General features: G+C 72.1%; 22 protein-coding genes, 3 tRNA genes and 2 pseudogenes. 11 read left to right on the top strand and 16 right to left on the bottom strand.

The genetic code is table 11. The annotated features are described in order from the left end of the window. Positions 1–22 precede the first annotated feature (22 nt). From V6D49_RS12245 to V6D49_RS12195, 11 genes and pseudogenes are all read right to left on the bottom strand, one after another. Positions 23–388: pseudogene (locus V6D49_RS12245) on the bottom strand (DNA cytosine methyltransferase); the annotation flags it as partial. A 329-nt stretch (positions 389–717) separates the two neighbouring features. Continuing rightward, the gene (locus V6D49_RS12240) at positions 718–2,988 is read right to left on the bottom strand and encodes a cell division protein FtsK (protein ID WP_340559510.1); all 2,271 of its coding nucleotides are present in this window, start codon (positions 2,986–2,988) and stop codon (positions 718–720) included. 95 nt (positions 2,989–3,083) lie between these two features. Then, positions 3,084–3,392: a hypothetical protein gene (locus tag V6D49_RS12235; RefSeq protein ID WP_340559509.1), complete on the bottom strand. Its 309-nt coding sequence runs from the start codon at positions 3,390–3,392 to the stop codon at positions 3,084–3,086. A 17-nt stretch (positions 3,393–3,409) separates the two neighbouring features. Continuing rightward, positions 3,410–3,616, bottom strand: a complete 207-nt coding sequence (locus tag V6D49_RS12230; RefSeq protein ID WP_340559507.1) for a hypothetical protein — start codon at positions 3,614–3,616, stop codon at positions 3,410–3,412. Positions 3,617–3,696: 80 nt separating this feature from the next. Further along, the gene (locus V6D49_RS12225; RefSeq protein ID WP_340559505.1) at positions 3,697–3,885 is read right to left on the bottom strand and encodes a hypothetical protein; all 189 of its coding nucleotides are present in this window, start codon (positions 3,883–3,885) and stop codon (positions 3,697–3,699) included. A 12-nt stretch (positions 3,886–3,897) separates the two neighbouring features. Next, positions 3,898–4,254 carry a DUF6251 family protein gene (locus tag V6D49_RS12220; RefSeq protein ID WP_340559503.1) on the bottom strand — a complete coding sequence of 119 codons (357 nt, stop codon included), beginning with the start codon at positions 4,252–4,254 and terminating at the stop codon, positions 3,898–3,900. Next, positions 4,251–5,300, bottom strand: coding sequence for a hypothetical protein (locus V6D49_RS12215; RefSeq protein ID WP_340559501.1), 1,050 nt, complete (start codon positions 5,298–5,300; stop codon positions 4,251–4,253). Before V6D49_RS12215 ends, V6D49_RS12220 begins: the two co-directional genes overlap by 4 nt. Beyond that, positions 5,297–5,938 carry a GGDEF domain-containing protein gene (locus V6D49_RS12210; RefSeq protein WP_340559500.1) on the bottom strand — a complete coding sequence of 214 codons (642 nt, stop codon included), beginning with the start codon at positions 5,936–5,938 and terminating at the stop codon, positions 5,297–5,299. The genes V6D49_RS12215 and V6D49_RS12210 overlap by 4 nt, the downstream gene beginning before the upstream one ends. Beyond that, entirely contained in the window at positions 5,935–6,189 is a 255-nt protein-coding gene (locus tag V6D49_RS12205) for a DUF6284 family protein (protein ID WP_340559498.1), read from the bottom strand. The genes V6D49_RS12210 and V6D49_RS12205 overlap by 4 nt, the downstream gene beginning before the upstream one ends. Before the next feature lie 111 nt (positions 6,190–6,300). Beyond that, positions 6,301–6,516, bottom strand: coding sequence for a hypothetical protein (locus tag V6D49_RS12200; RefSeq protein WP_340559496.1), 216 nt, complete (start codon positions 6,514–6,516; stop codon positions 6,301–6,303). Between the two features lie 115 nt (positions 6,517–6,631). Beyond that, complete coding sequence (locus tag V6D49_RS12195; RefSeq protein WP_340559495.1) at positions 6,632–7,078, bottom strand: protein kilB; 447 nt, start codon at positions 7,076–7,078, stop codon at positions 6,632–6,634. A gap of 395 nt (positions 7,079–7,473) precedes the next feature. Here V6D49_RS12195 and V6D49_RS12190 point away from each other — a divergent pair, with 395 nt between their 5' ends. From V6D49_RS12190 to V6D49_RS12180, 3 genes are all read left to right on the top strand, one after another. Next, positions 7,474–8,244: a GntR family transcriptional regulator gene (locus tag V6D49_RS12190; RefSeq protein ID WP_340559493.1), complete on the top strand. Its 771-nt coding sequence runs from the start codon at positions 7,474–7,476 to the stop codon at positions 8,242–8,244. Next, on the top strand, positions 8,241–8,804 hold the full coding sequence (locus tag V6D49_RS12185; RefSeq protein WP_340559491.1) for a GNAT family N-acetyltransferase: 564 nt from the start codon (positions 8,241–8,243) through the stop codon (positions 8,802–8,804). The genes V6D49_RS12190 and V6D49_RS12185 overlap by 4 nt, the downstream gene beginning before the upstream one ends. Before the next feature lie 8 nt (positions 8,805–8,812). After that, positions 8,813–8,982, top strand: a tRNA-Ser gene (locus tag V6D49_RS12180). A gap of 129 nt (positions 8,983–9,111) precedes the next feature. Here the strand turns inward: V6D49_RS12180 and V6D49_RS12175 are convergent. Further along, positions 9,112–9,711 carry a hypothetical protein gene (locus V6D49_RS12175; protein ID WP_340559490.1) on the bottom strand — a complete coding sequence of 200 codons (600 nt, stop codon included), beginning with the start codon at positions 9,709–9,711 and terminating at the stop codon, positions 9,112–9,114. A gap of 584 nt (positions 9,712–10,295) precedes the next feature. Between V6D49_RS12175 and V6D49_RS12170 the strand changes: the two genes are divergently transcribed. The 6 genes from V6D49_RS12170 to V6D49_RS12145 all read left to right on the top strand — a co-directional run bounded on the left by V6D49_RS12170 (position 10,296) and on the right by V6D49_RS12145 (position 15,503). Next, entirely contained in the window at positions 10,296–10,661 is a 366-nt protein-coding gene (locus tag V6D49_RS12170; protein ID WP_340559489.1) for a hypothetical protein, read from the top strand. A gap of 269 nt (positions 10,662–10,930) precedes the next feature. Then, on the top strand, positions 10,931–11,176 hold the full coding sequence (locus V6D49_RS12165; protein WP_340559487.1) for a hypothetical protein: 246 nt from the start codon (positions 10,931–10,933) through the stop codon (positions 11,174–11,176). A 358-nt stretch (positions 11,177–11,534) separates the two neighbouring features. Next, positions 11,535–12,071: a DedA family protein gene (locus V6D49_RS12160; RefSeq protein ID WP_340559485.1), complete on the top strand. Its 537-nt coding sequence runs from the start codon at positions 11,535–11,537 to the stop codon at positions 12,069–12,071. 191 nt (positions 12,072–12,262) lie between these two features. Next, positions 12,263–12,568 carry a hypothetical protein gene (locus tag V6D49_RS12155; RefSeq protein WP_340559483.1) on the top strand — a complete coding sequence of 102 codons (306 nt, stop codon included), beginning with the start codon at positions 12,263–12,265 and terminating at the stop codon, positions 12,566–12,568. A 523-nt stretch (positions 12,569–13,091) separates the two neighbouring features. Continuing rightward, complete coding sequence (locus tag V6D49_RS12150; RefSeq protein ID WP_340563921.1) at positions 13,092–13,628, top strand: SigE family RNA polymerase sigma factor; 537 nt, start codon at positions 13,092–13,094, stop codon at positions 13,626–13,628. Positions 13,629–13,835: 207 nt separating this feature from the next. Further along, positions 13,836–15,503: a long-chain fatty acid--CoA ligase gene (locus tag V6D49_RS12145; RefSeq protein WP_340559481.1), complete on the top strand. Its 1,668-nt coding sequence runs from the start codon at positions 13,836–13,838 to the stop codon at positions 15,501–15,503. A gap of 51 nt (positions 15,504–15,554) precedes the next feature. On the opposite strand, the gene V6D49_RS12140 is transcribed toward V6D49_RS12145, so the two are convergent. Continuing rightward, positions 15,555–19,277, bottom strand: a complete 3,723-nt coding sequence (locus V6D49_RS12140; protein ID WP_340559480.1) for a PAS domain-containing protein — start codon at positions 19,275–19,277, stop codon at positions 15,555–15,557. A gap of 141 nt (positions 19,278–19,418) precedes the next feature. After that, the gene (locus V6D49_RS12135) at positions 19,419–19,844 is read right to left on the bottom strand and encodes an SSI family serine proteinase inhibitor (protein ID WP_340559479.1); all 426 of its coding nucleotides are present in this window, start codon (positions 19,842–19,844) and stop codon (positions 19,419–19,421) included. Positions 19,845–20,073: 229 nt separating this feature from the next. Between V6D49_RS12135 and V6D49_RS12130 the strand changes: the two genes are divergently transcribed. Next, positions 20,074–20,164, top strand: a tRNA-Ser gene (locus V6D49_RS12130). Between the two features lie 203 nt (positions 20,165–20,367). Further along, a tRNA-Arg gene (locus tag V6D49_RS12125) sits at positions 20,368–20,440 on the top strand. Between the two features lie 103 nt (positions 20,441–20,543). Here the strand turns inward: V6D49_RS12125 and V6D49_RS12120 are convergent. Both V6D49_RS12120 and V6D49_RS12115 read right to left on the bottom strand, forming a co-directional pair. Then, positions 20,544–21,176, bottom strand: a complete 633-nt coding sequence (locus V6D49_RS12120; RefSeq protein ID WP_340559478.1) for a hypothetical protein — start codon at positions 21,174–21,176, stop codon at positions 20,544–20,546. A gap of 65 nt (positions 21,177–21,241) precedes the next feature. Beyond that, positions 21,242–22,125, bottom strand: a pseudogene (locus tag V6D49_RS12115) (site-specific integrase); the annotation flags it as partial. Between the last annotated feature and the right edge of the window lie 17 nt (positions 22,126–22,142).

Here is a 22,142-nt window from a genome sequence, read left to right as displayed (position 1 = left end):
CGACGTCGGATGCGCGAAGAGTCGTCCAGCGCGCATCGAACCCGAGGCGGGCAAGGTCGGCGAGGACGGTGTCGAATCCCAGGGAAAGGTGTCCTGCGACGTTCTCAAAGACCGCGAGGCGGGGTCGTAGAACGCGAAGGGCATCGGCGATGTGGGGCCAGATGTGCCGGTCATCCTCGGTTCCCTTCCGCTTCCCGGCGGTGCTGAACGGCTGGCACGGGTAGCCCCCGCACAGCACGTCCACCGCCGGGACGCGCCGCCAGTCCACGGTGGTGATGTCGCCCAGGTTGGTCGTGGCGGGGTGGTGGGTTGCGAGGATGCGGGAGGCGCCGGCGTCGTTGTCGGCCACCCAGGCCGTCACCGTGCCGAACGTCTCCTGCACGGCCATGTCCAGACCGCCGTATCCGGTACACACCGAACCCAGCCGCAACCGGGGCCGGGAGTCATGGGGCATGCTGAAAGACCTCCTGTAGTGGGAGAGAGGGCGGCCCCGGTTCTTGGTAGGAGTGGGGGCCGCCCTCGGCGTGTGTCGGGTCGCGAGGTGCCTGCGCAGCAGATGGCGCAGAGCCGTATTCGTGGGGTTCTCGGCGTGGGGCGGGTGGGGTCGAAACCCGATATCGCTGCTGGTCAGGAAGCTGTGGGGGCGATGTCGGGGGCGAAACCGGTTTCGGGTCGGGGTGAAACCTTGATCCCCTGCCGAAACCGGCTCGCGGCCCCCTACTCGGCGTCGTCCACGGCTTCGGGCAGGTCGGCCAGCCGGACGCCCTTGGCGCCGCCGCAGCAGTCCCGGATCGTCAGCTGGCGGGTGGGGACCTTGTGGGGCTTGAGCGCGGCCGACAGGGCGGTGGAGCGGGCGGCGGCGTCTTCCTCGTCGAGCCACGGCCCGTACAGGTCGGGCCGGTAGGCGGCCAGCGCCTCGACCAGGCGGTGGGAGTGGACGGCGTCGGCACCGTCCGGCCACACCCCGCGCAGGTGGTCGACGATGGTGGAGCTGTCCAGCTCCTCGACCTCGTTCCCGGCGGCTTCGCCGGACAGGGTGCCGGCGGCGGTGCGCATGGCCAGGGCGCGGCGGCCGATCTCCTCGGCTTCTGTCTGGCGGATGAACGCGGCCCGCACGGTGGTGCCTTCCCGTCCCCGGGCGAGGATGCCGGTGCCCTGTTCGGTGGCGCTGATCTCCGTGGCGCGCAGGCCCCGTTCGTGGGCGCCGGTGCCCAGCACGTTGTTGTTGGCGCGCCAGTCCATCACCGCGAGGCACAGGCGGGTGCCGACCGAGCTGGACACCGAGGACGGCAGTGAGGGGGCGTCGGGGTTCTGGGTGAGCAGGATGAGGATGATGCCGTAGGCGCGGCCCTTCTTGATGAGCTTGGTGCACAGCTCGGCGGCTTCGTCCTTGTAGTCGGGGTGGGTGAACAGCTCCTGTGCCTCGTCGACGACGACGACGCGGGGGCCGAGGTTCTGCTCGGGGTACTTCTCGGCCAGCTCCCGCGTGACGCGCCGTCCGTCGGGGGTCTCGGAGGAGGGCAGGGACTTGACGAACTTGGCGCGGCGCTTCTGCTCGGCGATGCCGGCGCGCAGGCCGGACAGGGTGGCGGTGAGGTCTTCGTCGTCGTCGCCGGATACGTAGCGGTGGCAGACGGGCTTGACCGAGTTCAGGTCGCCTGAGCCTTTCAGCTCGTACACCCAAAGCTCGGCGGTGGGGTCCAGGGCGACGCCGAGCACGATCGCCAGCGCGCAGGAGGTCTTGCCCGAGCCGGGGATGCCGCCGACGAGGAGGTTGGAGTACATGAGCGTGACCTCGACGAGGTTGCCGCGCGGGTCGAACCCGAAGGGCAGGGGCTTGAAGACGTCGGCGGTGCCGGTCTTCATCAGCGGCCACAGCTTCCGCGGGGCCTTGGCCGGGTCCTGCTGCGCCACCCACAGCACCAGGCGCCCGGGGTGGGCGTCGCGGTCTCCCTCGGGCCACACGGTGGAGATGGGGCGGCGCATGGCGGCCGCGAGTTCGGTGCGCTTCTCCAGCACCTTGGTTGCGGGGATACCGCGCGGCAGGTCGACCTCGGCGCGCCAGCCGGGCCCGTCGCGCTGGATCTCGGCGGCGAACGTGACCTCGGACTTCTTCCGGTCGCCGACACCGATGGCGGAGAGGGCGTCGAAGACTTCGGTGGAGGTGAGCGCCGAGAGCTGGTCGACGTGCACGTATCGGGTCACGAGGGGCTTGTCCTGGTCGCGTCCGGCGACGCCGAGGACGGACAGGAACGCGGGCACCGAGGCGGCCAGCACCCACGGCGGCAGCAGCAGGGCGCCCACACCGGCCGCCAGAGCGGCCGACCCGGCCACGACGGCGGAGGCGACCCGGCGGGGGCGCACCCGGCGGGAGTGCTCGCGGGAGAGGGCGAGCCATGCCTCGACGTCCCCGGAGGCGGCGGCCTTGGTCTCCACGGGCCGCGCTTCGGCGTCGACGACCCACCGCACCCACCGGGCCACCAGGCGGGCCCCGCCGCGCGGGGACCGCACGATGAGGCGCATGAGGTAGACGGGGGCGCGCACGGTGTGGAACGCGGTCAGGTGCGCGTAGTAGTTGGTGGTCCACTTGACCGCGTCGGTGAAGTCGGACGCCTTGCGCAGCCACGCGGGGATGACCGGCGGCGCGGACGCCAGGAACGCCCGACGCTGACCGAGGAACGTGCCGGTATCGGCGGCCACGTCGGGCCGGTCGACGGGGACCGGGGCGGTCAGCTCGGTGGTCATCTCGGTGACCGGCACCGTGACCGGCTCGGTGACCGGGGCGGCCGCCTCGTCGTCGAGGGTGGCCGGGGGTTCGGTGGGGGGCGGCGGGATGGTGGGGGCGCCGGTCATCTCGGCGACCGGCTCGGTGACCGGATCGACGTCGACAACGGTCACGTTGTTGTCCGGCTCGGTGAACTTGATGAGCCGCACCGTGGGTTCGGCGTGACCGTTGACGGGCTTCGGCCCGGTGGCGGGTTCGGTCATGATGGGTGCTCCTTCCGTTCGTCTCTCTGGCGGGTGGTTGGGGCCCGGGGCGACCGGCGTTGCTGCCAGGCTCAGGCGGTCGCCCCGGGGCGGATCTACCTGCCGGTGCGCTCGACGGCGCGCAGGTGCTTCTCGGCCGCGCGGCGCGCTTCCCGCGCGGCGGCCCGCTCACCCCGTCCGGCGGCGCGTTCGGCGACCCGGGCGGTGGCGACGGCGTTGCGGGCCTCGTCTAGGAGGCGGGCGTGGGCGGCGTGCTCCCGGCGGGCCCGGTCGGCGGCCACCTGGTCGATGCGGTCAATGCGCCGCTCGACCGCGCTGGTGTCGCCGTAGGCACCGCGTGCGCCCTTGAGCAGCAGGCGGGCGCGTTCGGCCTTCTCGGCGCGGGTGTAGGTGTACTCGGACATGTCGGCCTCTCGGTTGGTCAGTCGGTGAGGTCGTCGCCGCACTGCGCGCAGCGGGAGCGGCTGCCGGTGACGGCGTCCATCTCGTCGTGGAGCTGGATGAGCAGCACGTCACCGCCACATCCGGCGTGCTCGACGTTCTCGGCCTGGTAGGTGCGCTCCAGACCACCGCCCCAGTCCTCGGTGTTGATCAGGCGCCAGGCGATCTCGTCGACGTTGCTGGGCAAGGTGTCCTCCTTCGGTGCGGGCCGGAACTGTCCCGGCTCCCCACTCGCCCCCGGGGGGTCCGGGGGCGGACAGGCAGCCGTCAGGCGGGCCGCAACTCGTGGCCGTGGCACAGGACGGGGCCGATCAAGGGGCTGACGCGGTGGACGGTCCACCGGCCGCCGGTCAGCGGCCCCGGCTGGACTTCGTCGACGATCCGGCCCGTGCGGCCAGCGGCGCGCGGGTCGTCCTCGCACGACACGATCAGCACCTCGTCACCGGCGTTGAACATCACGACCCCCTCTCAGCGCTTGCGGCGCAGGGTCTTGGCGGCGGCCTGCCCCTCGGTGCCGCCGACGGATTTCACGACGTGCACCACCGCCCAGCAGGTGACCGCCACGGCGAGCGTGACGGCCAGGAGGGTGACGGCCATCGAGGCGAGCGCGCCGACGAGCAGCGGCCCGAAGAACACCCCCGCCGCGACCGTCCCGGCGCCCATGCCGGCGCCGAGGGCGAGCCGCTGCACGGTGCGGTCCGGGGGCGCCTGGTGGACGTGGACGACCTGCGGCATCTGCTGTGCCGGGGACGGCTCGGGGAGCGGCACCGGGCGCGTGTAGCAGCCGCAATCGGCGGTGTGCCGGTGCTCGGGCAGGTTGCTCATGTCGTCTTCCCCTTGGTGACGATCTGGCGCCGCAACTCGGTCGCGTCACGGCGGGACAGGCTGAGTTCTTCGCGCAGCCGGGTGATGGTGACCGGGCGTCCGGTGGCCTTGACGGCGGCGGTGTTCAGGCGGCGTGCGGCTTGCCGAAGCTGGCCCGGGGTCGGTTCGTCGGTGACCGGCTCGGTGACCACCGTCCGAGGCTCGGCGGCCGCCAGCACCGGGCGCGGCACGGGCAGCGCGGGGGGTTCGTCGTCGTGCCAGAACGGGCCCACCACCGGCACCCGCTCCACGTCCACCCGCACCGGAGCGGCAGGAGTGTCCGCAGGGGCGCCACCCTCCGAGGCGGCGGGCAGCTCCTCGACGTCGGGCGTCGAGGGAAGGGCCCCCGCAGCAGGGGACACCCCTACGTCGGTCGGGTTGCCGAGCATGTCGGCAAGGGCGGCGTCCGCGCCCTCGACGAGCCGGGCCCGCTGCACCTCCACCAGCTCGTCGGCCAGGGCCACGTCTCCGTGTCCCACCTTCGCCGCGAGCCGCCATGCCACCCGCTCGGAGCGCCACCGCACGAAGCTCGTCGGGTGCGACTGAGCGCGTGCCCGGTGGTAGGCGAGCCGTTGCACCGTGGCGGCGTTCTTTCGGCGGGCTTCCATGTCGACCCCGGTGCGGTACACCCACACCCGGCGGGCCAGCAGGCCCAGGCCCTCGGCGGCGGCCGACATGGCCAGCGGCGTCATGCCGTAGACGACGGCCTCGGTGAAGCCGTCCGCCACCGCGATGCTCGTCGCCGAGGCGGCCATGGGCGCCAGCCACAGACCGGCCCGCACCGGGGCCGGGGCCGTCTGGCCGAGCATGGTCAGCCCGACCATCACCAGGGCGAGGATCAGCGTCACGCCCTCACCGGCGGCGACCACACCAACGGCGGTCGCCGCACGGCCGAACGCCGTCACGATGTTGGTGTAGGTGCCGATCCCGCCGGCCACACCGGCCGCCACCATCGGCACCCCGGCAGCGACCAGAACGGCCACCTGCCCCCGGGTCAACTCCTTCATGCCGCCACCCCCCGGGTGCCCCTGCGTCCGGCGCGGCGGCCGTTGACGGTCCGCAGGCTGGGGGTGGGTCCGTCGGCGATGTGCCAGCCGCCGCCGTCGCGCTTGGCCGCGTACATGGCCTCATCCGCCCGCCGCAACGCCAGCGGCAGGTGCGGGGTGGGGTGTTCGGCGGTCAGGCTCGCGCCGATCGAAGCACCCACGTGCAGGGTGTGGCCCTGGTAGGCCAGCGGGGCGCACAAGGCGCCGTGCAGGCCCCGCAGGAGCCAGGGCACCGTGTAGTCGTGCGGGGCCGGGACGACGGCGGCGAACTCGTCCCCGCCCAGCCGTCCGGCGATCCCGCCCCGCCCCACCAGCACTTCGGTCAAGGCGCCGGAGGCGGCTGTGAGGGCGTGGTCTCCGGCGGCGTGGCCGTAGGTGTCGTTCACGTGCTTGAAGCCGTCCAGGTCGATGACCAGGACGGCGGCCGGGCCGTGCCGCAGGGTGCGGGTGGCGGCCCGTTCGAACGCGGCGCGGGTTCGGAGCCCGGTGAGGGGGTCGCGGCGGGCGGTGCGGAGCTGGCGGCGCAGCCACAGCCCGTGCACGCCCCACCCGGCCGCCACCGGCGCCGCCGCCACGGCGGCGGGAAGCAGGCTGCTCACGCGATCACCTCACCGTGACCGGTGGTGCGGTTGGCCAGGTCCCGGCGGGCGTCCAGCACCCGGCCCAGGTGGCGGCGCCAGCGCTGCCAGTCCAGCTCGGTGCCCGGCCGGTCCATCAGCGTGATCTCGACGTCCAGCAGCTCGACCTCCGCGCGGATGAGCGGCATCTCGGCCCCGATGGCCGCGAGGTCGGCGGGGGTCGGCTCGATGTCCGGCAGCGGGACTGCCGCCGGTGGGAGGATGGGCTTCATGGGTCGTGACTCCTTAGGTTGGACGGCCCGAACAGCGGCCCCGGTGTTCCAGCACCGGGGCCGCGCGCCGTCTGAAGGGGGAAGCACCCTGTTGTGGGGTGCTTCGGGTGGTCAGAAGTTGCGGGAGATCACGCCGTGGTGGTCGCCCTTGACGACGGTGATGTTGTTGCCGCTGAAGGTCCGGCCGCCGCTGTCCTCGCGGTCGGTGTGGGTCTCGCCCTGGTAGACGTCGCCGTTCAGCGCCACCGGGCCGCTGGTGCCGGAGATGACCTCGCCGACGTCGCCGGTGTGGTCGTCGCTGATGGTGATGCGGTTCTTCCTGGCCATGTCTGCTCCCTTGGGATCTGGGCCCGGCCGGTGGTGGCCGGAGTGCCCCGGGGCTGGATTCGATCCAGCGCCGTCACGGCCCCCGCGCAGGGCGGGGCCGGGGCTGAGCGGTGGTTCAGAAAAGGTCGGATGCCTGCTTCACCAGGTCCTCGACCGCGCTGATAGCGGCCGTGCGCCCGGCTTCCAGCGCCGCCGGGGTGTCGGCGTCGCGCAGGGCGTAGGTGGCGTCAGCGGCGGTGCGGGCAGCGCCGGTCAGGGACGGCGCCAGCAGCACCAGCGCGGTCATCGGCGCGGTGATCGCGGCCCGCGTCTCGTGCGACGCGGCCCGCGCCGCCTCCCAGTCACCGCCCGACAGGCGGGCCTGTTCGCGCAGCCACATCGCCCGGCGGTGATCTGCCAGCGCCGCCGACAGACCCGTGACCGCCTCCAAGCGCTGCTGCCGCAGCTCCCGAACTCGCTGCTCGGTGCGGTCCGCACGGGCGGACCGCTGCTGCATCAAGGACGCGGTCGCCGCACCGCCCAAGGTGCCGATGACCGCGATCAGACTCGTCCAGATGGACATGGGGACCCCTCCCGGGGCCGGACGTTTTCCGGCTCCCCACACCCCGCCCGTACGAGACGGGCGGAGGAGGCAACCGGCCGCAGCCGCTTGGCTGCGGAAGTTGGGATTGCGCTGTACCTCACGTGAACCCGCAGGTCGCGGGCCGCGTGGCCGCCTACTTGGCCGAGGAGAGGCGGCGTGATCCCCATGCAGTTGTCAAAGACCGGGCGCTTCCTTTCGACCCGCTTCCACGGAGCCGTCCGGGCGCAGCAAACAGAACCCAAGAGAGGGGTTCCTCTTGCTCAACTTGTTGGTACAAGTTGATTGAGTTGATGCTGACCTACAAGCAATGCCGGTGTCAAGCAACGGGAGCCCGCATGTACCAACAAGTTGAGCGAGTGGGTGATGATGGGGGTATGAGCAAGCAGCCGAAGTACCAACAGGTGGCGGACGCCCTACGCCGCGAGATCGACGGAGGCACCTACCCGCCTGGGTCGCGGTTGCCCTCGGAGAGTGAGTTGTCGGCCCGCTTCGGGGCTTCACGCAACACGGTCCGCTCCGGACTCGGATTGTTGGTGTCGCAGGGACTCGTGACCTCCAGCCAAGGACTGGGGTACGAGGTGACGAAGCACGAGGTCTTCGAGCTGAACGCCTCGCGCTTCGAGAATCTGAGCTTCCCGCAGAACGGCGACGCCTACAGCACTGACGTCGCAAACGCCGGCCGCAGGCCGCACCAAACCTTCCGCGTCGAGATCCGACCGGCGCCCGAGGACGTGGCGCAGCGGCTCAAGGTGGAATCGGGGTCTCGAACGGTGCTCCGCTTCTGCCACCGCTTCGTGGACGACGTCCCATGGTCCACGCAGGCGACGCACTACCCGTCGTGGTTGGTGGACGAGGCTCCCCGGCTGGCAGAACCGGGCGACATCGCGGAGGGCACGACGAGGTTCCTGGCGGCGCACGGGGTCGAACAAGTCGGGTACTTCGACGAGATCGCGACCCGAATGCCCACTCCGGAGGAAGCGCGGATGCTGGAGATCGGCGCAGGCGTGCCGGTGCTCCTCTGGACGCGCACCGGCTACTCGGAGGAGCGCCCGATCCGGTCCACCATCACCACCTTTCGAGGCGACCTGAACCGCATGAACTATGAGATCGGGAATCTGTCTGCCCGCGAAGGGAACGTTCGGTGATCATTCGACTGGCCCAGCCGCAAGACGTTGCCCAGCTCCTCGCCTTTCGGGAGGAGGCCGCGTCGTGGCTGATCCAGCTCGGCTCAGACCAGTGGCAGCGGCCCTACCCGGCAGACCGACTGCTGGCCACTGTCCAGGCCGGTGCGGTCTTCATGCTGGACGACGGCCCGGTGACGGCCGCCACGATCACTCTGGACGCGATAGCCGAAGAGGGTCTGTGGACCGACCACGAACTTAGCGAGCCGTCCATGTTCGTCACCAAGCTCACCGTGGCACGGAGCCATGCTGGCGCGAACCTAGGCGGAAGGCTGCTCGACTGGGCAGGCGATCGGGCATACCGTGCCGGAGCCAAGTGGCTCAGGCTCGATGCGTGGACCACGAACGAGGGTCTACAGCGGTACTACCTTGAGCGGGGATTCGAGCACGTGCGTACCGTCCGCGAGGGCACGGCCGTCAACGGCGGTCCGCGTGTCTCCGGCTGGTTGGCTCAGCGACTCACTGGGCCAGCCGACCACGGGTTCGTGGACGTGGCACCCGAGCCCGTGCCGGTGGCCGGGTAGTGCTATGGGGAAGAGTCTTGCTGGGCTAGTTGGCCAACCTGTGGCCAAGTCAGCTTGGTTTTGGTGGTCTGGCCCGACAACGTGCCAGGTCACACGGGGTTTCTGCCCTCTACGCGATGCGGTCTTGAAAACCGTCGTGGCAGCGATGTCACCGTGGGTTCAAATCCCACCGCCTCCGCCCTGAGAGCAACGACAACGGCCCCTGATCTGAATGTTCGGTCGGGGGCTGTTGTCGTGTCCGGCTCCTGTGACTGCCTGGTGCTCCCCATGGTTCCGCCGAGCGAATTAACGAAGCCCAGATGGATCCTCAAGCTCCCGCTCCCTGAGCCGGCACGAGAAGCGGCTCGTGGTGATGCCAGATGAGGTACCTGTCCTCCCGGCGGAGCTCCGCAGAGCCCCACTCTGCGCGCACGAGGCCGTGCTCCATCGAGCAGGCGTAGGCCACCAGCACCAAGCTCACGTCCTCAGGTATCACGCTCAGGTCGGGTCGCTCCTCCGGTTCGTCCGGATCGTCGAAGCCCAAGTCCAGCTCCTGCTGCATTGGCTCCGGGCCGTGGCGACGGATCAGGTCAGCGCGTAGCCCGGTGACCCTGCGGAGACGGGCGGCGGTGACGGGGACGTCCCTCTTGGCGTAGCGGATGGGGTAGATGAGGTGATCGCGCACGATGACGAGCGTGCGTCCCTTGAGCCGCACGGGCGCCCCGTAGCTGGCCAGGCCGGTGGACAGCTCTTCGTACTGCACGGCGTACAAGCCGTGGCCGTAGGCTTCGAGTGTCTGCGTATGCACGCCCTCCTGACCGTGGCGTGCCCGGTCATGGGCACGAGTGAGGCAGGCCGGTACGACGTCAACCAGCTCGTCGGCCAGGTCACCAAACGTGTCATGCGCCCATCGACTTGCCGACCCCATAGCCCTCCGCCCTCCCACTGGCAGCCCAACCACCGAGCGACGTTCGGAGTCAAACGGTGATCTATAGAGGCGACTTGGACAAGGGGGCATGGAGGGCGCGAGTGTAGCGCCCCCCGGCATGTTGACCCCGCAAGCAGAGCGTCCAACAAAGCCAGCTCCGCCTCAGCGGGTGTGGGTCATGTGTGGGCAAGGCTCTGGCGTGCGGGATACCCGGGCGTGGGTCAAGCAGGTCAGGTCGCGGTTCTTGCCGTCAGGCGGGTCGGTCTTGAAGATCGTCGTGGCAGCGATGTTCACCGTGGGTTCAAAACCCACCGCCTGCGCCCAGCTCATAAATCTCGTAGTCCAGAGGGGGGTAACCCGCACAGAGGAGCACCCCTTGGAATTCACCTTCTCGTACCCCGACTCGCCGGTATCCCATCTCTGACTGTCTGTGTGGCCACCCTGTGGCCGGCTTTCATCCTCCTGAACGCTCGTAGACTCCGGGCCCTGTGCGACGAGTTCGGTCCTCTGAGCCGTGACCACCGCGTGGCGGAGCTGGGAGCGGAGATCGCCGCTCTGAACACACCGTGACGAGAGGGGTTGGCATGTCGCAGGCCGAGGGCGCGCGGTTCTTCCGGGAGGCGTGGATCGCGGGAGTCCACCAGCACCACCCGGGAGAACCGAAGGCCGGGTACGTCACCCCGTGGGACGAGACCCCGCAGTGGGAGCGTGAGGCCGCCGGTTCGGTGTACGAGCAGGTCCGGCACTTCGTCGAGGTCAGCGGCGGCAGTACGGCGCGGCTGTCCCGTGAGCAGAAGGGGCGCTTCGTCGCGACGTGTTGGACGGCTCAGATGTTCAAGCAGTGGGCGGATCCGAAGCCGGGCTACGTGGCGGACTGGTCTGAACTGCCGTCCTGGCATCAGGAGACCGACGCGGACATCGTCGAGGCGATCGAGAAGTACGTGAGCTGATCGCTCAGCCGGGGTCGGCTCGGGGAGGGGCGGCGGGGTGCGGGTGGTGGTGGCGGGGGTGCGTGACGTGGAGCGGTTGGTGGCCTTTCGGGAGGAGGCCGCCGCGTGGTTGGCGCGGCGGGGGTCCGACCAGTGGCAGCGGCCGTATCCGGTGGAGCGGCTGCTGGCGGCCGTGCGCGCGGGCACGGTGTTCCTGGTCGAGGACGCCGGGGCGACTGCGGCGACGATCACGGTGACCTTCGAGCCGCCCGCCGGGCTGTGGACGGGTGATGAGGTGGTGGAACCGGCTGCCGGGGGTCAATCTCGGCGGACGGCTGCTCGACTGGGCCGGGGACCGCGCCTGGCGCGCGGGGGCCGGCTGGGTGCGGCTGGACGCCTGGACCAGCAACGAGCGGTTGCACCGGTACTACCTGGGCCAGGGCTTCGCGCACGTCCGCACGGTTCTGGAGGGCGCGCCCGACCAGGGCGGAGACGGCGGCCTCGTCACGTTCGTCGGGGACGCCTTCGGCGCGTAACGCACGGCGGCGGTCCATGGTGGCGGTGAGGTACTCCATGGTCGCCTGCTTGCGCCGCCGGTCGTGGTCCATGGCCGTGCCCCGGGCGAGCATGAGCAACTGCCGGGCCAGGGCGGCGAAGGCCACGACGCTCACCAGCAGGGAGCCGGACGTGACGATCAGGGACCATTGCTCGAAGGAGGTCACGCCGGGATTGTAGAAAGCCCGTCCGGTCGGGGGAGCGGCTTTCGGGGGCCGGTGACGGGCGCCGGGGGACGGTCACCGGCCGGTGTCGTGCGGGACGCGACCGGTGGGCGGTTGGCTGGGCGGGGTGCTCCGGCCGCGGTGGGTCGGGGTGCGCCGTGGGGAGGGGGCGCGGATGACGGCCTGGCTGGCCGATCACGTCACGGTGCTGGGCGGTGTCGGCATTCTGGCGGCGGTGCTGGTGCTCCCGGCGTTGGAGGCCGCGCTGCCCGTCGTGGGGGTGGTGGTGCCCGGCCAGACGGCGCTGGTGGCGGGCGGACTGCTGGCCTGGCACGGCCACGTCCCGGTGCTGGCGGCGGTGACGGCGGCGCTGGTGGGCGGCGTCGCGGGGAACGTGGCCGGGTACGCCGCCGGGCGACGGTGGCGGGCCCGGGTGCCGCTGGGGGTGGTGCCGCGCCCGTACGCGTCGCGGCGGCTGCTGACCTGGCAGCGGCGCACGGAGCGCGCGCTGGCGCTGATCGAACGCCGGGGCGGGGGCGCGGTGTTCGTGGGCCGCTTCACCGGGGTGCTGCGGACGCTGGTGCCGACGCTGTGCGGGGTCGCCGGGATGCCGCTGCGGCGCTACGTGGTGTGGTCCGTGCTGAGCAGCGCGGTGTGGGCGCCGACGTTCGTGCTGACGGGGTACGCGCTCGGTCCCGCCGGTCCGCTGTGACGCCCGGCGCCCGCCGCGTGTTCGCCCGCGCGCCGGGTTTGTTCACACATCTTCATACCTTCGGGGGAAGCAGCCCGGTTCGGTGGGTTCGGTGCCGGTGGGCCGGGCAGCGTGGGGGCGCGACGTCGTCCCGCCGGGCGGTCGGCCAGCCGTCCGGCAGCGCAACTTTTCCGTTTCTGGAGGAAACAGCTATGGCACGTGTCCGAACCGCTCGGGTCATCGCCGCTGCCGCCGCTCTGCCGTTCGCGGTGGCGGCGCTCGGCGGCGTGGCGCACGCCGACAACGGCGCCTTCGCGGGGGACGGCTCCAACGCGAGCGTGGTCAGCAGCGTCGGGAGCGGGGTGAGCGGGGACAACGCCGGGAACACGACGACGAACCAGCAGGCCGCGACCGGTCTGGGCGCCTCGAACCAGGCGAACAACGCGAGCGTGAACGGCGCCGACTACGCGGCGATCGAGCAGAACACCGTTTCCATCAACTTCTCCGAGCTGAGGTGAGCCGGTAGGCGCGTCCCGGGGAAGGGCGGCGCCGAGGGAGTCACGTGAGGTACGGGCCGGACGGCCGCACCGGGGTGCGGGCGTCCGGCCCGTCCGTGCGTCCCCGGCCGACCCCGCCGCGTGGGGCCGCACCCCGGCCGTCGAGGCCGGGTCGGGGGCCGGGTCGGGGGCGGCCCTGAGGGGGACGGCACGGCCCTCCACCCCTAGGAGGGTGGACGCCGAAGCCGTCCTACAACTTGAGGCGGAGAGGGCTCGGCACCTCCGGCCGATCCCGGGACGGGCGGCGCGCTCATAGCGTTGAGCCATGACCACGCCTGGGACTTCCGCCGGCAACTCCGCACCCGTCGCGGCGCCTGTCGGCGCCACCGTGACGCGGCTGGTGCCGCGTCGTCCGATGTCCGCCTCGTCCGCCGCCTCCGCAGGCCGGGCCTCCGCAGCTCAGGGCACCGCCGGGAAGAGAGCCACCGGGAAGAACACCGCCGGGCGCGCCGTCCGGACGAGCGCTCCGGAGGACGGCGGTGCGGTGGGCGGCGCGCCGTCCGCGTCGCCGTCGGTCCCGTCGTTCACGTCCTACGTGCGGCAGCGCGGCCCGGTCCTGCTGCGCACCGCGCGCTCCCTCACTTCGGACCCGTGTGACGCCGAGGACCTCCTGCAGACCGCGCTCACCAAGACGTACCTGGCGTGGGAGCGCATCGAGGACCACCGCGCGCTGGACGGCTACGTGCGCCGGGCGCTGATCAACACGCGCACCTCGCAGTGGCGCAAGCGCCGGGTGGACGAGTTCGCCTGCGAGGAGCTGCCCGAGCCGGACCCGGTGCCCGGGCCCGACCCGGCGGAGCACCAGGCCATGCGCGACGCGATGTGGCGCGCGGTGCTGAAGCTGCCGCCCCGGCAGCGTGCGATGGTCGTGCTGCGGTACTACGAGGACCTCAGCGAGGCGCAGACGGCGGCCGTCATGGGCGTCTCCGTGGGCACGGTGAAGAGCGCCGTCTCCCGGGCGCTGACGAAGCTGCGGGAGGACCCGCAGCTGACGGCCGACGCGCTCGACGCCGCAGCCTGACGTGTCGCGGCCCGGCTCGGCCTGACGCGGCCCGGCCGGCCGACGCCGTCGCACGTCGGGGCAGCTCGGCGAGGGGGACGTGTTTCCGTCGCCGTGTCCTGGCGGTGACGGTCACGACACAGGCTCCAGGTAGTGACATACGGTCTAGTACGGCCCGAGAATCAGCCTGTTACCCGCACGTAGCTGGTTCTTCGGGAGGCTGGCCCCATGCTGAGCACGATGCAAGACGTACCCCTGCAGGTCGCGCGGATTCTGGAGCACGGCCGCACCGTCCACGGCAAGGCCGAGGTCATCACCTGGACGGGGGAGGGCGAGCCGCAGCGCCGTTCGTTCGCCGAGGTCGGCGCGCGGGCCGCGCAGCTCGCCCATGGCCTGCGGGACGAGCTCGGCGTCCGGGGTGACGAGCGGGTCGCGACCCTGTGCTGGAACAACGCGGAGCACCTGGAGGCCTACCTGGCGGTCCCCGCCATGGGCGCCGTCCTCCATACCCTGAACCTGCGGCTGCCGCCGACGCAGCTCGCCTGGGTCGTCAACCACGCGGCCGACCGCGTCGTCCTCGTCAACGGCACGCTGCTGCCGCTGCTCGTCCCGCTGCTGCCGCACCTGAGAACGGTGGAGCACGTCGTGGTCACCGGGGTGGGGGAGCGGGCCGCGCTGACCGAGGCGGCGCAGGCGGCGGGCGTCCGGGTGCACGACTACGAGGAGCTGATCGGCGGGCGTCCGACGACCTACGAGTGGCCGGACGTCGACGAGCGGCAGGCCGCGTCCCTCTGCTACACCTCCGGCACGACGGGTGACCCCAAGGGTGTGCTGTTCAGCCACCGCTCGACGTACCTGCACGCGCTCCAGGTCAACTCGGCCGAGGCGTTCGCCCTGTCGCAGGCGGACATCACGATGCCGGTCGTCCCGATGTTCCACGTCAACGCCTGGGGGCTGCCGCACGCCGCCTACATGGCGGGCGCCTCGCTCCTCATGACCGACCGGTTCCTCCAGCCCGCACCGATCGCGGAGATGATCGAGACGGTGCGCCCGACGGTGGGCGCCGCCGTCCCGACCATCTGGCAGGGCCTGCTGGCCGAGCTGGAGACGAACCCGCGCGACATCTCGTCCTTCGGCAGGGTCGTCATCGGGGGGTCGGCCTGCCCGCCGAGCCTCATGCGCGCCTTCGAGGAGCGGCACGGCGTGACGCTCGTCCACGCCTGGGGCATGACGGAGACGTCGCCGCTGGGCACCGTGGCCCGCCCGCCGGCCGGGGTGTCGGAGGACGAGAGCTGGGCGTACCGGCTCACCCAGGGCCGCCTGCCCGCCTCCGTCGAGGCCCGGCTGGCCGCGCCGGACGGGACGTTCGCGCCGTGGGACGGAGAGAGCACCGGCGAGCTGGAGGTGCGCGGCCCGTGGATCGCCGCCGCCTACTACGGCGGTGCGGGCGCCGAGGAGCCGCTGCGCCCGGAGGACAAGTTCAGCCCGGACGGCTGGCTGCGCACCGGCGACGTCGGCACGATCTCGCCGGACGGGTTCCTCACGCTGACGGACCGGGCCAAGGACGTCATCAAGTCCGGCGGCGAGTGGATCTCGTCGGTGGAGCTGGAGGGGCATCTGATGGCGCACCCGGACGTCCTGGAGGCGTGCGTCGTCGCCGTGCCGGACGAGAAGTGGGGCGAGCGGCCGCTGGCCACCGTCGTGCTCCGGGAGGGCTCGGACGCGGACTTCGCGGTGCTGCGCGAGTTCCTCGGTCGGCACGTGGCGAGCTGGCAGCTTCCGGAGCGCTGGTCGGTGATCCAGGAGGTGCCGAAGACGTCGGTGGGGAAGTTCGACAAGAAGGTGCTGCGCAAGCGGCACGCCGACGGCGAGCTGGAGATCACGACGCTCGCGTAGTCGTCTCCCGGCGCGCCCCCGGGTCGGCAGCGACCGATCCGGGGGCGGGCGTCAGTTCGCGCCGATCTTGGCCAGCAGGTCCACGATGCGGCTCTGCACGTCGGGGCTGGTCGAGCGCTCGGCGAGGAACAGCACGGTCTCCCCGGAGGCGAGCAGGCCCAGCTCCGCCGGGTCCATCGCGGCGGACGTGTAGACCACGAACGGGGTGCGGTTCAGTAGGCCGTTGACGCGCAGCCAGTCGATGACCCCGGCCCGGCGGCGGCGGATCTGGCGCAGGTCCATCACGACGAGGTTCGGCCGGACGTGCGCGGCGATCGCCGCCGCCTCGCTGTCGGAGGGGGCGTGCGTCACCTGCATCCCGCGCCGTTCCAGGGTCGCGCCGAACGCCTCCGCGATCACCTGCTGCTCCTCCACGAGGAGAACGCGCGGCGGGTGCTGGTCGCTGTCACGGGGGGCGAGCGCCTTCAGCAGGACGGCCGGGTCGGCCCCGTACGCCGCTTCCCGGCCCGCCTGCCCCAGCCCGGCCGTGACGAGCACGGGCACCTCGGCGGCCACGGCGGCCTGGCGCAGGGACTGCAGGGCGGTCCGCGTGATGGGCCCCGTCAGCGGGTCGACGAACAGGGCCGCCGGGTAGGCCGCCATCTGCGCGTCCACCTCCTCACGCGAGTGGACGATCACCGGACGGTAGCCGCGGTCGGTGAGGGCCTGCTGCGTCGAGACGTCCGGTTCGGGCCAGACGAGGAGGCGGCGCGGGTTGTCCAGCGGCTCGGGCGGCAGCTCGTCGTCGACGTCGATGGGGTGCGGTGGCGTGTGCGCGCCGCCCTCCCGGACCTCCACCGCGCCGTTCGGCCCGTCCAGCGGTTCCGGGCCCTCGTCGGCACCGGCCTCCGGCGCGCTGATGGCGAACTGCCGCGCCGGCGCGGGCAGGTGCGCGGGCGGCGGCGTGCCGGGATGGGGCGGCCCGGGCCGTCCCGGGACCTGGCTCGCGGGGGTGCCCGGCGTGGGGGTGCCCGGTGTGGCTGTACCCGGCGTGGGGGTGCCCGGCGTGGACGCACCCGGTCGGCGTTCCCCCTCGGCGGGCGGCGCCGCGAGTTTGCGACGGCGGCCCGTCCCGGCGGCCGGGGTGGGCGAACCGGCCGGAGCGGCCGGAGCGGCCGGTGCCGTGGGGGGCGCCTCCCCAGCGGCCGGGTTCGGCGCGGCTTCCGGTGCGGCGGGGCGCGACGGGACGCCCGGCGGCACGGGCCCGTCCGGCGGGGTGGGCCGGTCCGGCGGGGTGGGCCCGTCCGGGGGCGTGGGCACGGACGGCTGCGGCGTCGGGGGCACGGCGTGCTCGCCGGAGTCGGGGGCGCGACGGGCGAAGGGCACGCCCTGGCCGAGCGTCCGCACGCTCACCCCCGCGCCCGGAGCGCTCTCCGCGCGCGGCTCCGCGCCGGGCATGGGCTGGGCGGGAGACGCCGCCGGGTCGGGACGGCTCGGCGCGCCGCCGCCCAGTATCGGGCTGCGGGCCACGACGGGCTGACCGGCGCGGGGGTCCTTCCTGGCCGGCTCCAACGCCGCCGCCCCACCGTGCTCGCCCGGTACGGGCCCGGGGTGGCCCGGCCCGGGGCCTGCGGTGGGCCCGGCGCCGTGGCCTGCGGTGGGACCGGCGGCTCCGCCGTCCGGCACCGGCGCCTGACCGGGAGCCGCCGGGGCGGTGGGCTCGTCGGGCGGTGCGGGCTTGCGACGCCGCCCCGTCGGCCGGTCCCCGACCGGCGACTCACCGGGGTGGCCCTCGCCGCCCGGAGGGTCCACGGGCCCGCCCTCCGCCGGATGGTCCGCGGCGGCGGGGGCACGGTCCGCAGCCGCCGGGGGCAGCGCGAAGGGGGCACGCCGTTGCGGCTCCGCGCTCTGCGCCGGGCGTGCCGGAACTCCGCCGGGGTGCGCGACGTCGGGGTGGCCCGGTGCCGGTGCCGGTGCCGGTGCCGGTGCCGGTGCCGGGGGCGGCGTGTCCGTCGGCCCGGGCCGGGCGCGCCGGGCCCGCCGTCCGGTCCCGGGCGGCACGTCGGCGGGCGTCCCCTGCTCCGGAATCAGGCCCGCGACGCCGTGGCCGGCCGTTTCGCCACCCGTCGCGGGAACGGCCTCCGTACCGACACCGTCGGACGGTTCGTCGACGCGCCGCAGGGCGCGCCGCGCCCGTCGCCCCGCCGGCGTCGCGGGCACGGCCTCCGCCGACCCCGCCGCGTCCGCTGCGGGCTTCTCGGCGTCCGGCTCCGGCTCCGGCGCGGGCGGCACCAGGCTCTCGTCCACGTCACCGACCGGCACCTCCAGCACGAAGGCGCTCCCGTTCGCGCCGCCGCCCGGCAGCTCGTGCGTCTGGAGCACACCGCCGTGCCGCGTCACGACGCCGCGCACCACGGGCTGGTGCACCGGGCTTCCGCCGGGGTGCGGGCCGCGCACCTCGATGCGGACGACCGCGTCGGGGCCCTTGCCCCGCTTGGCGGCGGCCACGACGACCGTCGACCCGCCCCCGCCGCCCCCGATGGTGTTGCCCGTCGCGTCCACCCCAGCGACGTCCGCGACCAGGTGCGCGATCGCGAGGCTCAGCAACCGGGGGTCGACGACGGCCTGGATCGGCGGCGCGTGCACCGCGAACTGGACGCGTCCCGGCCCCACCAGCTCCACCGCGTCCTCCACCCCGGCGGAGATCACCGCGTCCAGCGCGACCTGCTCCTTGGCCAGGCTCTCCCGGCCCGTCTCCAGGGCGTGGAAGCTCATGACGTTGTCCATGAGCGTCGTCATGCGCGCGTACCCGGCCGACAGGTAGTGCAGCACCTGGTTCGCCTCGGGCCACAGCTGCCCGGCCGGGTCCGCCGCCAGGCCGCCCAGCTCCCGGCGCAGCTCGTCCAGCGGCCCGCGCAGCGCGTCGTTGACGACGGCGAGCAGCTGCTCGTGCCGGGCCTCCAGGGCGTCGAACGACGAGCGGTCCGTGAACGTCAGTACCGCGCCGACGAGCTGCTCGCCGTCGCGCACCGGCGCCGTCGTCATGTCCACCGGCACCGGACGGCCGTCCTTCGACCACAGCACCTGCCCGCGCACCCGGTGCTTGCGGCCGGACCTCAGGGTGTCCGCGAGCGGCGTCTCCTCGTACGGCAGCGGCGTACCGTCCGCCCGCGAGTGGTGCACCAGCGGATGGAGCGGCTGCCCGCCCAGGTCGCTCGCCCGATGGCCCAGGATCGACGCGGCGGCCGGATTGACCAGCACGACCCGCCCCTCGACGTCCGTCCCCACGACGCCCTCGGCCGCCGCCCGCAGGATCATCTCCGTCTGCCGCTGCTGCCGGGCCAGCTCCGCCTCGGTGTCCAGCGTCCCGGTGAGGTCCCGCACGACGAGCATCAGCAGCTCGTTGCCCGTGTAGCTGTTCCCGTGGTCCGCGTACGCGGCCTCGAAGGACGACTCGTACGGCGTCCGGCCGTCCTCCAGGTTCGCACTCGTGACCTCGACGGGGAACTCCTCACCGTCGGTCCGGCGCGCGATCATGCGCGTCGGGGGCTGCCGCCCCTCCACCTCTTCATCGGGCCGGCGCATCGACCCGGGGATGCGCTTGGAGTCGAACGCGGGCAGCAGGTCGAGCAGCCCGCGCCCGATCAGCGCGGTACCCGGAGTCTCGAAGAACTCCAGGGCGATGCTGTTGGCGTTCACGACGGTGCCGTTGGCGTTGACGAGCAACAACGCGTCGGGCAGGGCGTCGAGTATGGCGGCGAGGCGAGCAGCGCCTCGGGACGGCCTGCTGCTCACGTCGGCGTTCCTCCCGGTCAGTCTGGGCGTGTCACCCCAGGGAGTCTACGGGCACCTGTTGCACACGCCACGGTCGCCGCAGACGCTGTGGGATCCCACAAACACCAACATCCCAACTCCGCCCGAACCGGCGCAGAACCGCTACTCCACCTCGGGCAGTGCGGGCGTCAGGCGGTCCCAGCGCGCGATCTCGCAGCCGTTGGTGCGCTCGAAGGAGGCGTCGATCGTCCGCCCCTGCCACGTCCCCGTGATCCGCGCCGTCTGCGGGCCGCCGTAGATGTACGTGCACATCGCGTCCTGCTCCACCGGCGCGAACGGGCTCGCCGCCCGGTTCCGCGTCTCGCGGTCCACCGCCGCGCACGCCTCCTTCGCCTGCGGGTGGTCACCGCCGGCCGGGTGGCACTCCAGGACGAAGCGCTGGACGTCCGCCGTCCGCCCCTCCTGGTAGGTGATCGTCAGCCGGTCCCCGTGCCCGCCCCCCGGCGACGGGCAGGCCACGGCCGTCCCGCCCATCCCGGCCAGCGCAGCGACACATCCGACGACAACAGCAGCAGTACGGCGCACCATCACAACTCCCTGAGGATGAGGAACCACAACCCGGCCCCACCCTCCTAACGCTCCACCCCGTCCCGCGTTGCGCAACTCGGCCGGACACCCACCCGAACGAGGCACCCCACACCCCGCCGTCCCAGCGCTTTGCCCAGGGTGCCACCGGCCGGGTACTCTGACGGCGATCGGTCACAGCCGCCCGAGGCTGTACCATCATCTGCGCATACCCGCTGGCCGTGGTGTGCCTGGAGGCTTCGCCTAGTCTGGTCTATGGCGCCGCACTGCTAATGCGGTTTGGGGCTATCACCCCATCGAGGGTTCAAATCCCTCAGCCTCCGCTCGATCCCCAAGATCACGAGAAGCCCCTGCCGCCTGCGGCAGGGGCTTTCGCGTACCCTCCGCAGGCTCCTGCGATGACCCCCGCCGCAGGGGTGTTTTCGCAGGTCAGGCCGCCTGTCCGAATCGGATTTCGCCTACCGGCACAGGTCATGTAATGTTGTCCCCGCAAACGCCGAACGGCCGGAAACAGCCGGGAAGCCAAGCGCTCGTAGCTTAACGGATAGAGCATCTGACTACGGATCAGAAGGTTGCAGGTTCGAATCCTGCCGAGCGCGCAGCAGGTCAAAGCCCCCTCGGGATCATCCCGGAGGGGGCTTTTTCGTGCGTGCAAGCAGCGGAGTACAGCAACGCCCAAGCCCTGCTCGCAAGGACGGGAAGCTAACTGCCGTCGGCAGGGTCTCGCCAGTGCGGTGGCACAACCGGTGGAAGCCACGGTTCGCCGGCGGAGCGAGTGAGCACCGGCGGGTCGGCGTGGGCCGGCAACGGTTGCTCATCGATCAGTGCCGCCAGACTGTGCTGCACGTAGCGTAGGTATCCTCTTACGTCACGTATCTGGCGCTTGTAGTCGGGTGCCCCCGCTTCTCGGTATCCGACGTCGTAAGCGAGTCGCACCAACTCACGGTACCGAGTGCGCAGCTCACCGTCGTTGATGCTCATGAGGTCCGTGATCATTCCACGCCAGATCGAGGTGAGAGCGGACCTGCACTGATCGCGAGCATGAACGCTGAGCCGCGGTTGATCTGTGGAGACATCCGGCAGCGATGGCAGCCACGCGTAGAGGTCGGCCAGGCGTTCCAGAAGCATCCGGGCGGCTTCGCTCGACCTCGCGCGATTTCGACTCAGTTCCTCCAGTTGAAGGTTGGCCTGATGTCCAGATGTCACCAGTGTCACCTGTGTCTCGATGGTCCTTTTCGTCTGCCATCGTGCTACGAGCACCGTGATGGTGCCACCGGCCAGCGTGCCTGTCAGGGCACCGAAAGCCTGTAAGGACGCGTCAGCCCAGAAGCTCATGAACTTCTAGTTGTCCGTTGGCGACTTAGCTGAATCGTCCCCTGCGCCAGCATTGTTGGGGTGTGTCAGCCGCCACCGCCCATGACGTCCGACAGGCGGCCGATCGCGTCCCGCACTTCTTCCTCGCTCGCTTCCGCGTAGACCTCCATAGTCATCGCGATCTGCGAGTGCCGCAGGATGCGCTGGGCCACCTTCGGGTGGACCTTGAGCGCGACCAGATCCGCGTGAGGTTCCCCGGCTCAATGGGGGTGCCGTACTTCGTCGTGAAGATCAGGCCGTGCGTGTCCTGCCAGTGGTCGCCCGCGGCCTTCCGGCCTCCGAGCTGCTGGGCCCGGCGCATCCGCAGGGCCTTGAGGCAGAGCGCGGGCAGCGGCAGGAAGTCGTCCGGCTCCTCCGTCTTGGTCTCCCGATGGAGGATCTGCCGACCGGCACGCTGGATCTGGTGATCGACGTACAGTTCCCCCGCCTCCAGGTCGACGGACTTCCACGTCAGCCCCAGCACCTCACCCCTCCGTAGACCCAGGCACAACACGAGCACCCAGGCCGCGAAGAGGTGGTCATCCTGGGCCACCGCGTCGGCGAGGAACCGCCCTGCCTCAGCGACGGACCACGGCTTGATCCGACGCCGCCGGGGCTTGGGCACCTACACCAGCGAGGCGACGTTCTTCCCGATCTCCTCCTCGGTCATCGCGTGGGTGAGCGCGGCCCGCAGGGCGTCGCGGGACGCCTGCACCACCCGGCGGGACGGGTATGACTCGCAGCACTCACCGGCCGCACAGCACGTCCGCCGACCGGGCGACCGCTTCTCGTCCTTCCTCTGCGTGCAGCACTGGCACGTGTCTGACAGCTTCGCCAGCCACTCGCGCACGTCCCGCACGGTCAACTTGTCGAGCCGCTTCGTCCCGAGGAACGGCACGATGTAGAGCCGCGCGTACCCCTCGTACGAGACAACGTCAGTGAGCGACT

The organism is Streptomyces sp. GSL17-111 (assembly GCF_037911585.1).
In the GTDB taxonomy this organism is placed as follows: domain Bacteria; phylum Actinomycetota; class Actinomycetes; order Streptomycetales; family Streptomycetaceae; genus Streptomyces.
The sequence above is the reverse complement of the archived record's forward strand: the minus strand, read 5'-3'. Positions and strand labels throughout refer to the sequence as shown.

Bases quoted from the DNA above. Each gene is read 5' to 3' on its own strand.
- V6D49_RS12145 (WP_340559481.1), top strand. From the start codon at position 13,836: ATGCTGAGCACGATGCAAGACGTACCCCTGCAGGTCGCGCGGATTCTG.
- V6D49_RS12155 (WP_340559483.1), top strand. From the start codon at position 12,263: ATGGCACGTGTCCGAACCGCTCGGGTCATCGCCGCTGCCGCCGCTCTG.
- V6D49_RS12200 (WP_340559496.1), bottom strand. From the start codon at position 6,516: ATGGCCAGGAAGAACCGCATCACCATCAGCGACGACCACACCGGCGAC.
- V6D49_RS12175 (WP_340559490.1), bottom strand. From the start codon at position 9,711: ATGGGGTCGGCAAGTCGATGGGCGCATGACACGTTTGGTGACCTGGCC.
- V6D49_RS12195 (WP_340559495.1), bottom strand. From the start codon at position 7,078: ATGTCCATCTGGACGAGTCTGATCGCGGTCATCGGCACCTTGGGCGGT.
- V6D49_RS12240 (WP_340559510.1), bottom strand. From the start codon at position 2,988: ATGACCGAACCCGCCACCGGGCCGAAGCCCGTCAACGGTCACGCCGAA.
- V6D49_RS12160 (WP_340559485.1), top strand. From the start codon at position 11,535: ATGACGGCCTGGCTGGCCGATCACGTCACGGTGCTGGGCGGTGTCGGC.
- V6D49_RS12215 (WP_340559501.1), bottom strand. From the start codon at position 5,300: ATGAAGGAGTTGACCCGGGGGCAGGTGGCCGTTCTGGTCGCTGCCGGG.
- V6D49_RS12170 (WP_340559489.1), top strand. From the start codon at position 10,296: ATGTCGCAGGCCGAGGGCGCGCGGTTCTTCCGGGAGGCGTGGATCGCG.
- V6D49_RS12225 (WP_340559505.1), bottom strand. From the start codon at position 3,885: ATGTTCAACGCCGGTGACGAGGTGCTGATCGTGTCGTGCGAGGACGAC.
- V6D49_RS12235 (WP_340559509.1), bottom strand. From the start codon at position 3,392: ATGTCCGAGTACACCTACACCCGCGCCGAGAAGGCCGAACGCGCCCGC.
- V6D49_RS12135 (WP_340559479.1), bottom strand. From the start codon at position 19,844: ATGGTGCGCCGTACTGCTGCTGTTGTCGTCGGATGTGTCGCTGCGCTG.
- V6D49_RS12165 (WP_340559487.1), top strand. From the start codon at position 10,931: ATGAGGTGGTGGAACCGGCTGCCGGGGGTCAATCTCGGCGGACGGCTG.
- V6D49_RS12205 (WP_340559498.1), bottom strand. From the start codon at position 6,189: ATGAAGCCCATCCTCCCACCGGCGGCAGTCCCGCTGCCGGACATCGAG.
- V6D49_RS12120 (WP_340559478.1), bottom strand. From the start codon at position 21,176: ATGAGCTTCTGGGCTGACGCGTCCTTACAGGCTTTCGGTGCCCTGACA.
- V6D49_RS12190 (WP_340559493.1), top strand. From the start codon at position 7,474: ATGAGCAAGCAGCCGAAGTACCAACAGGTGGCGGACGCCCTACGCCGC.
- V6D49_RS12220 (WP_340559503.1), bottom strand. From the start codon at position 4,254: ATGAGCAACCTGCCCGAGCACCGGCACACCGCCGATTGCGGCTGCTAC.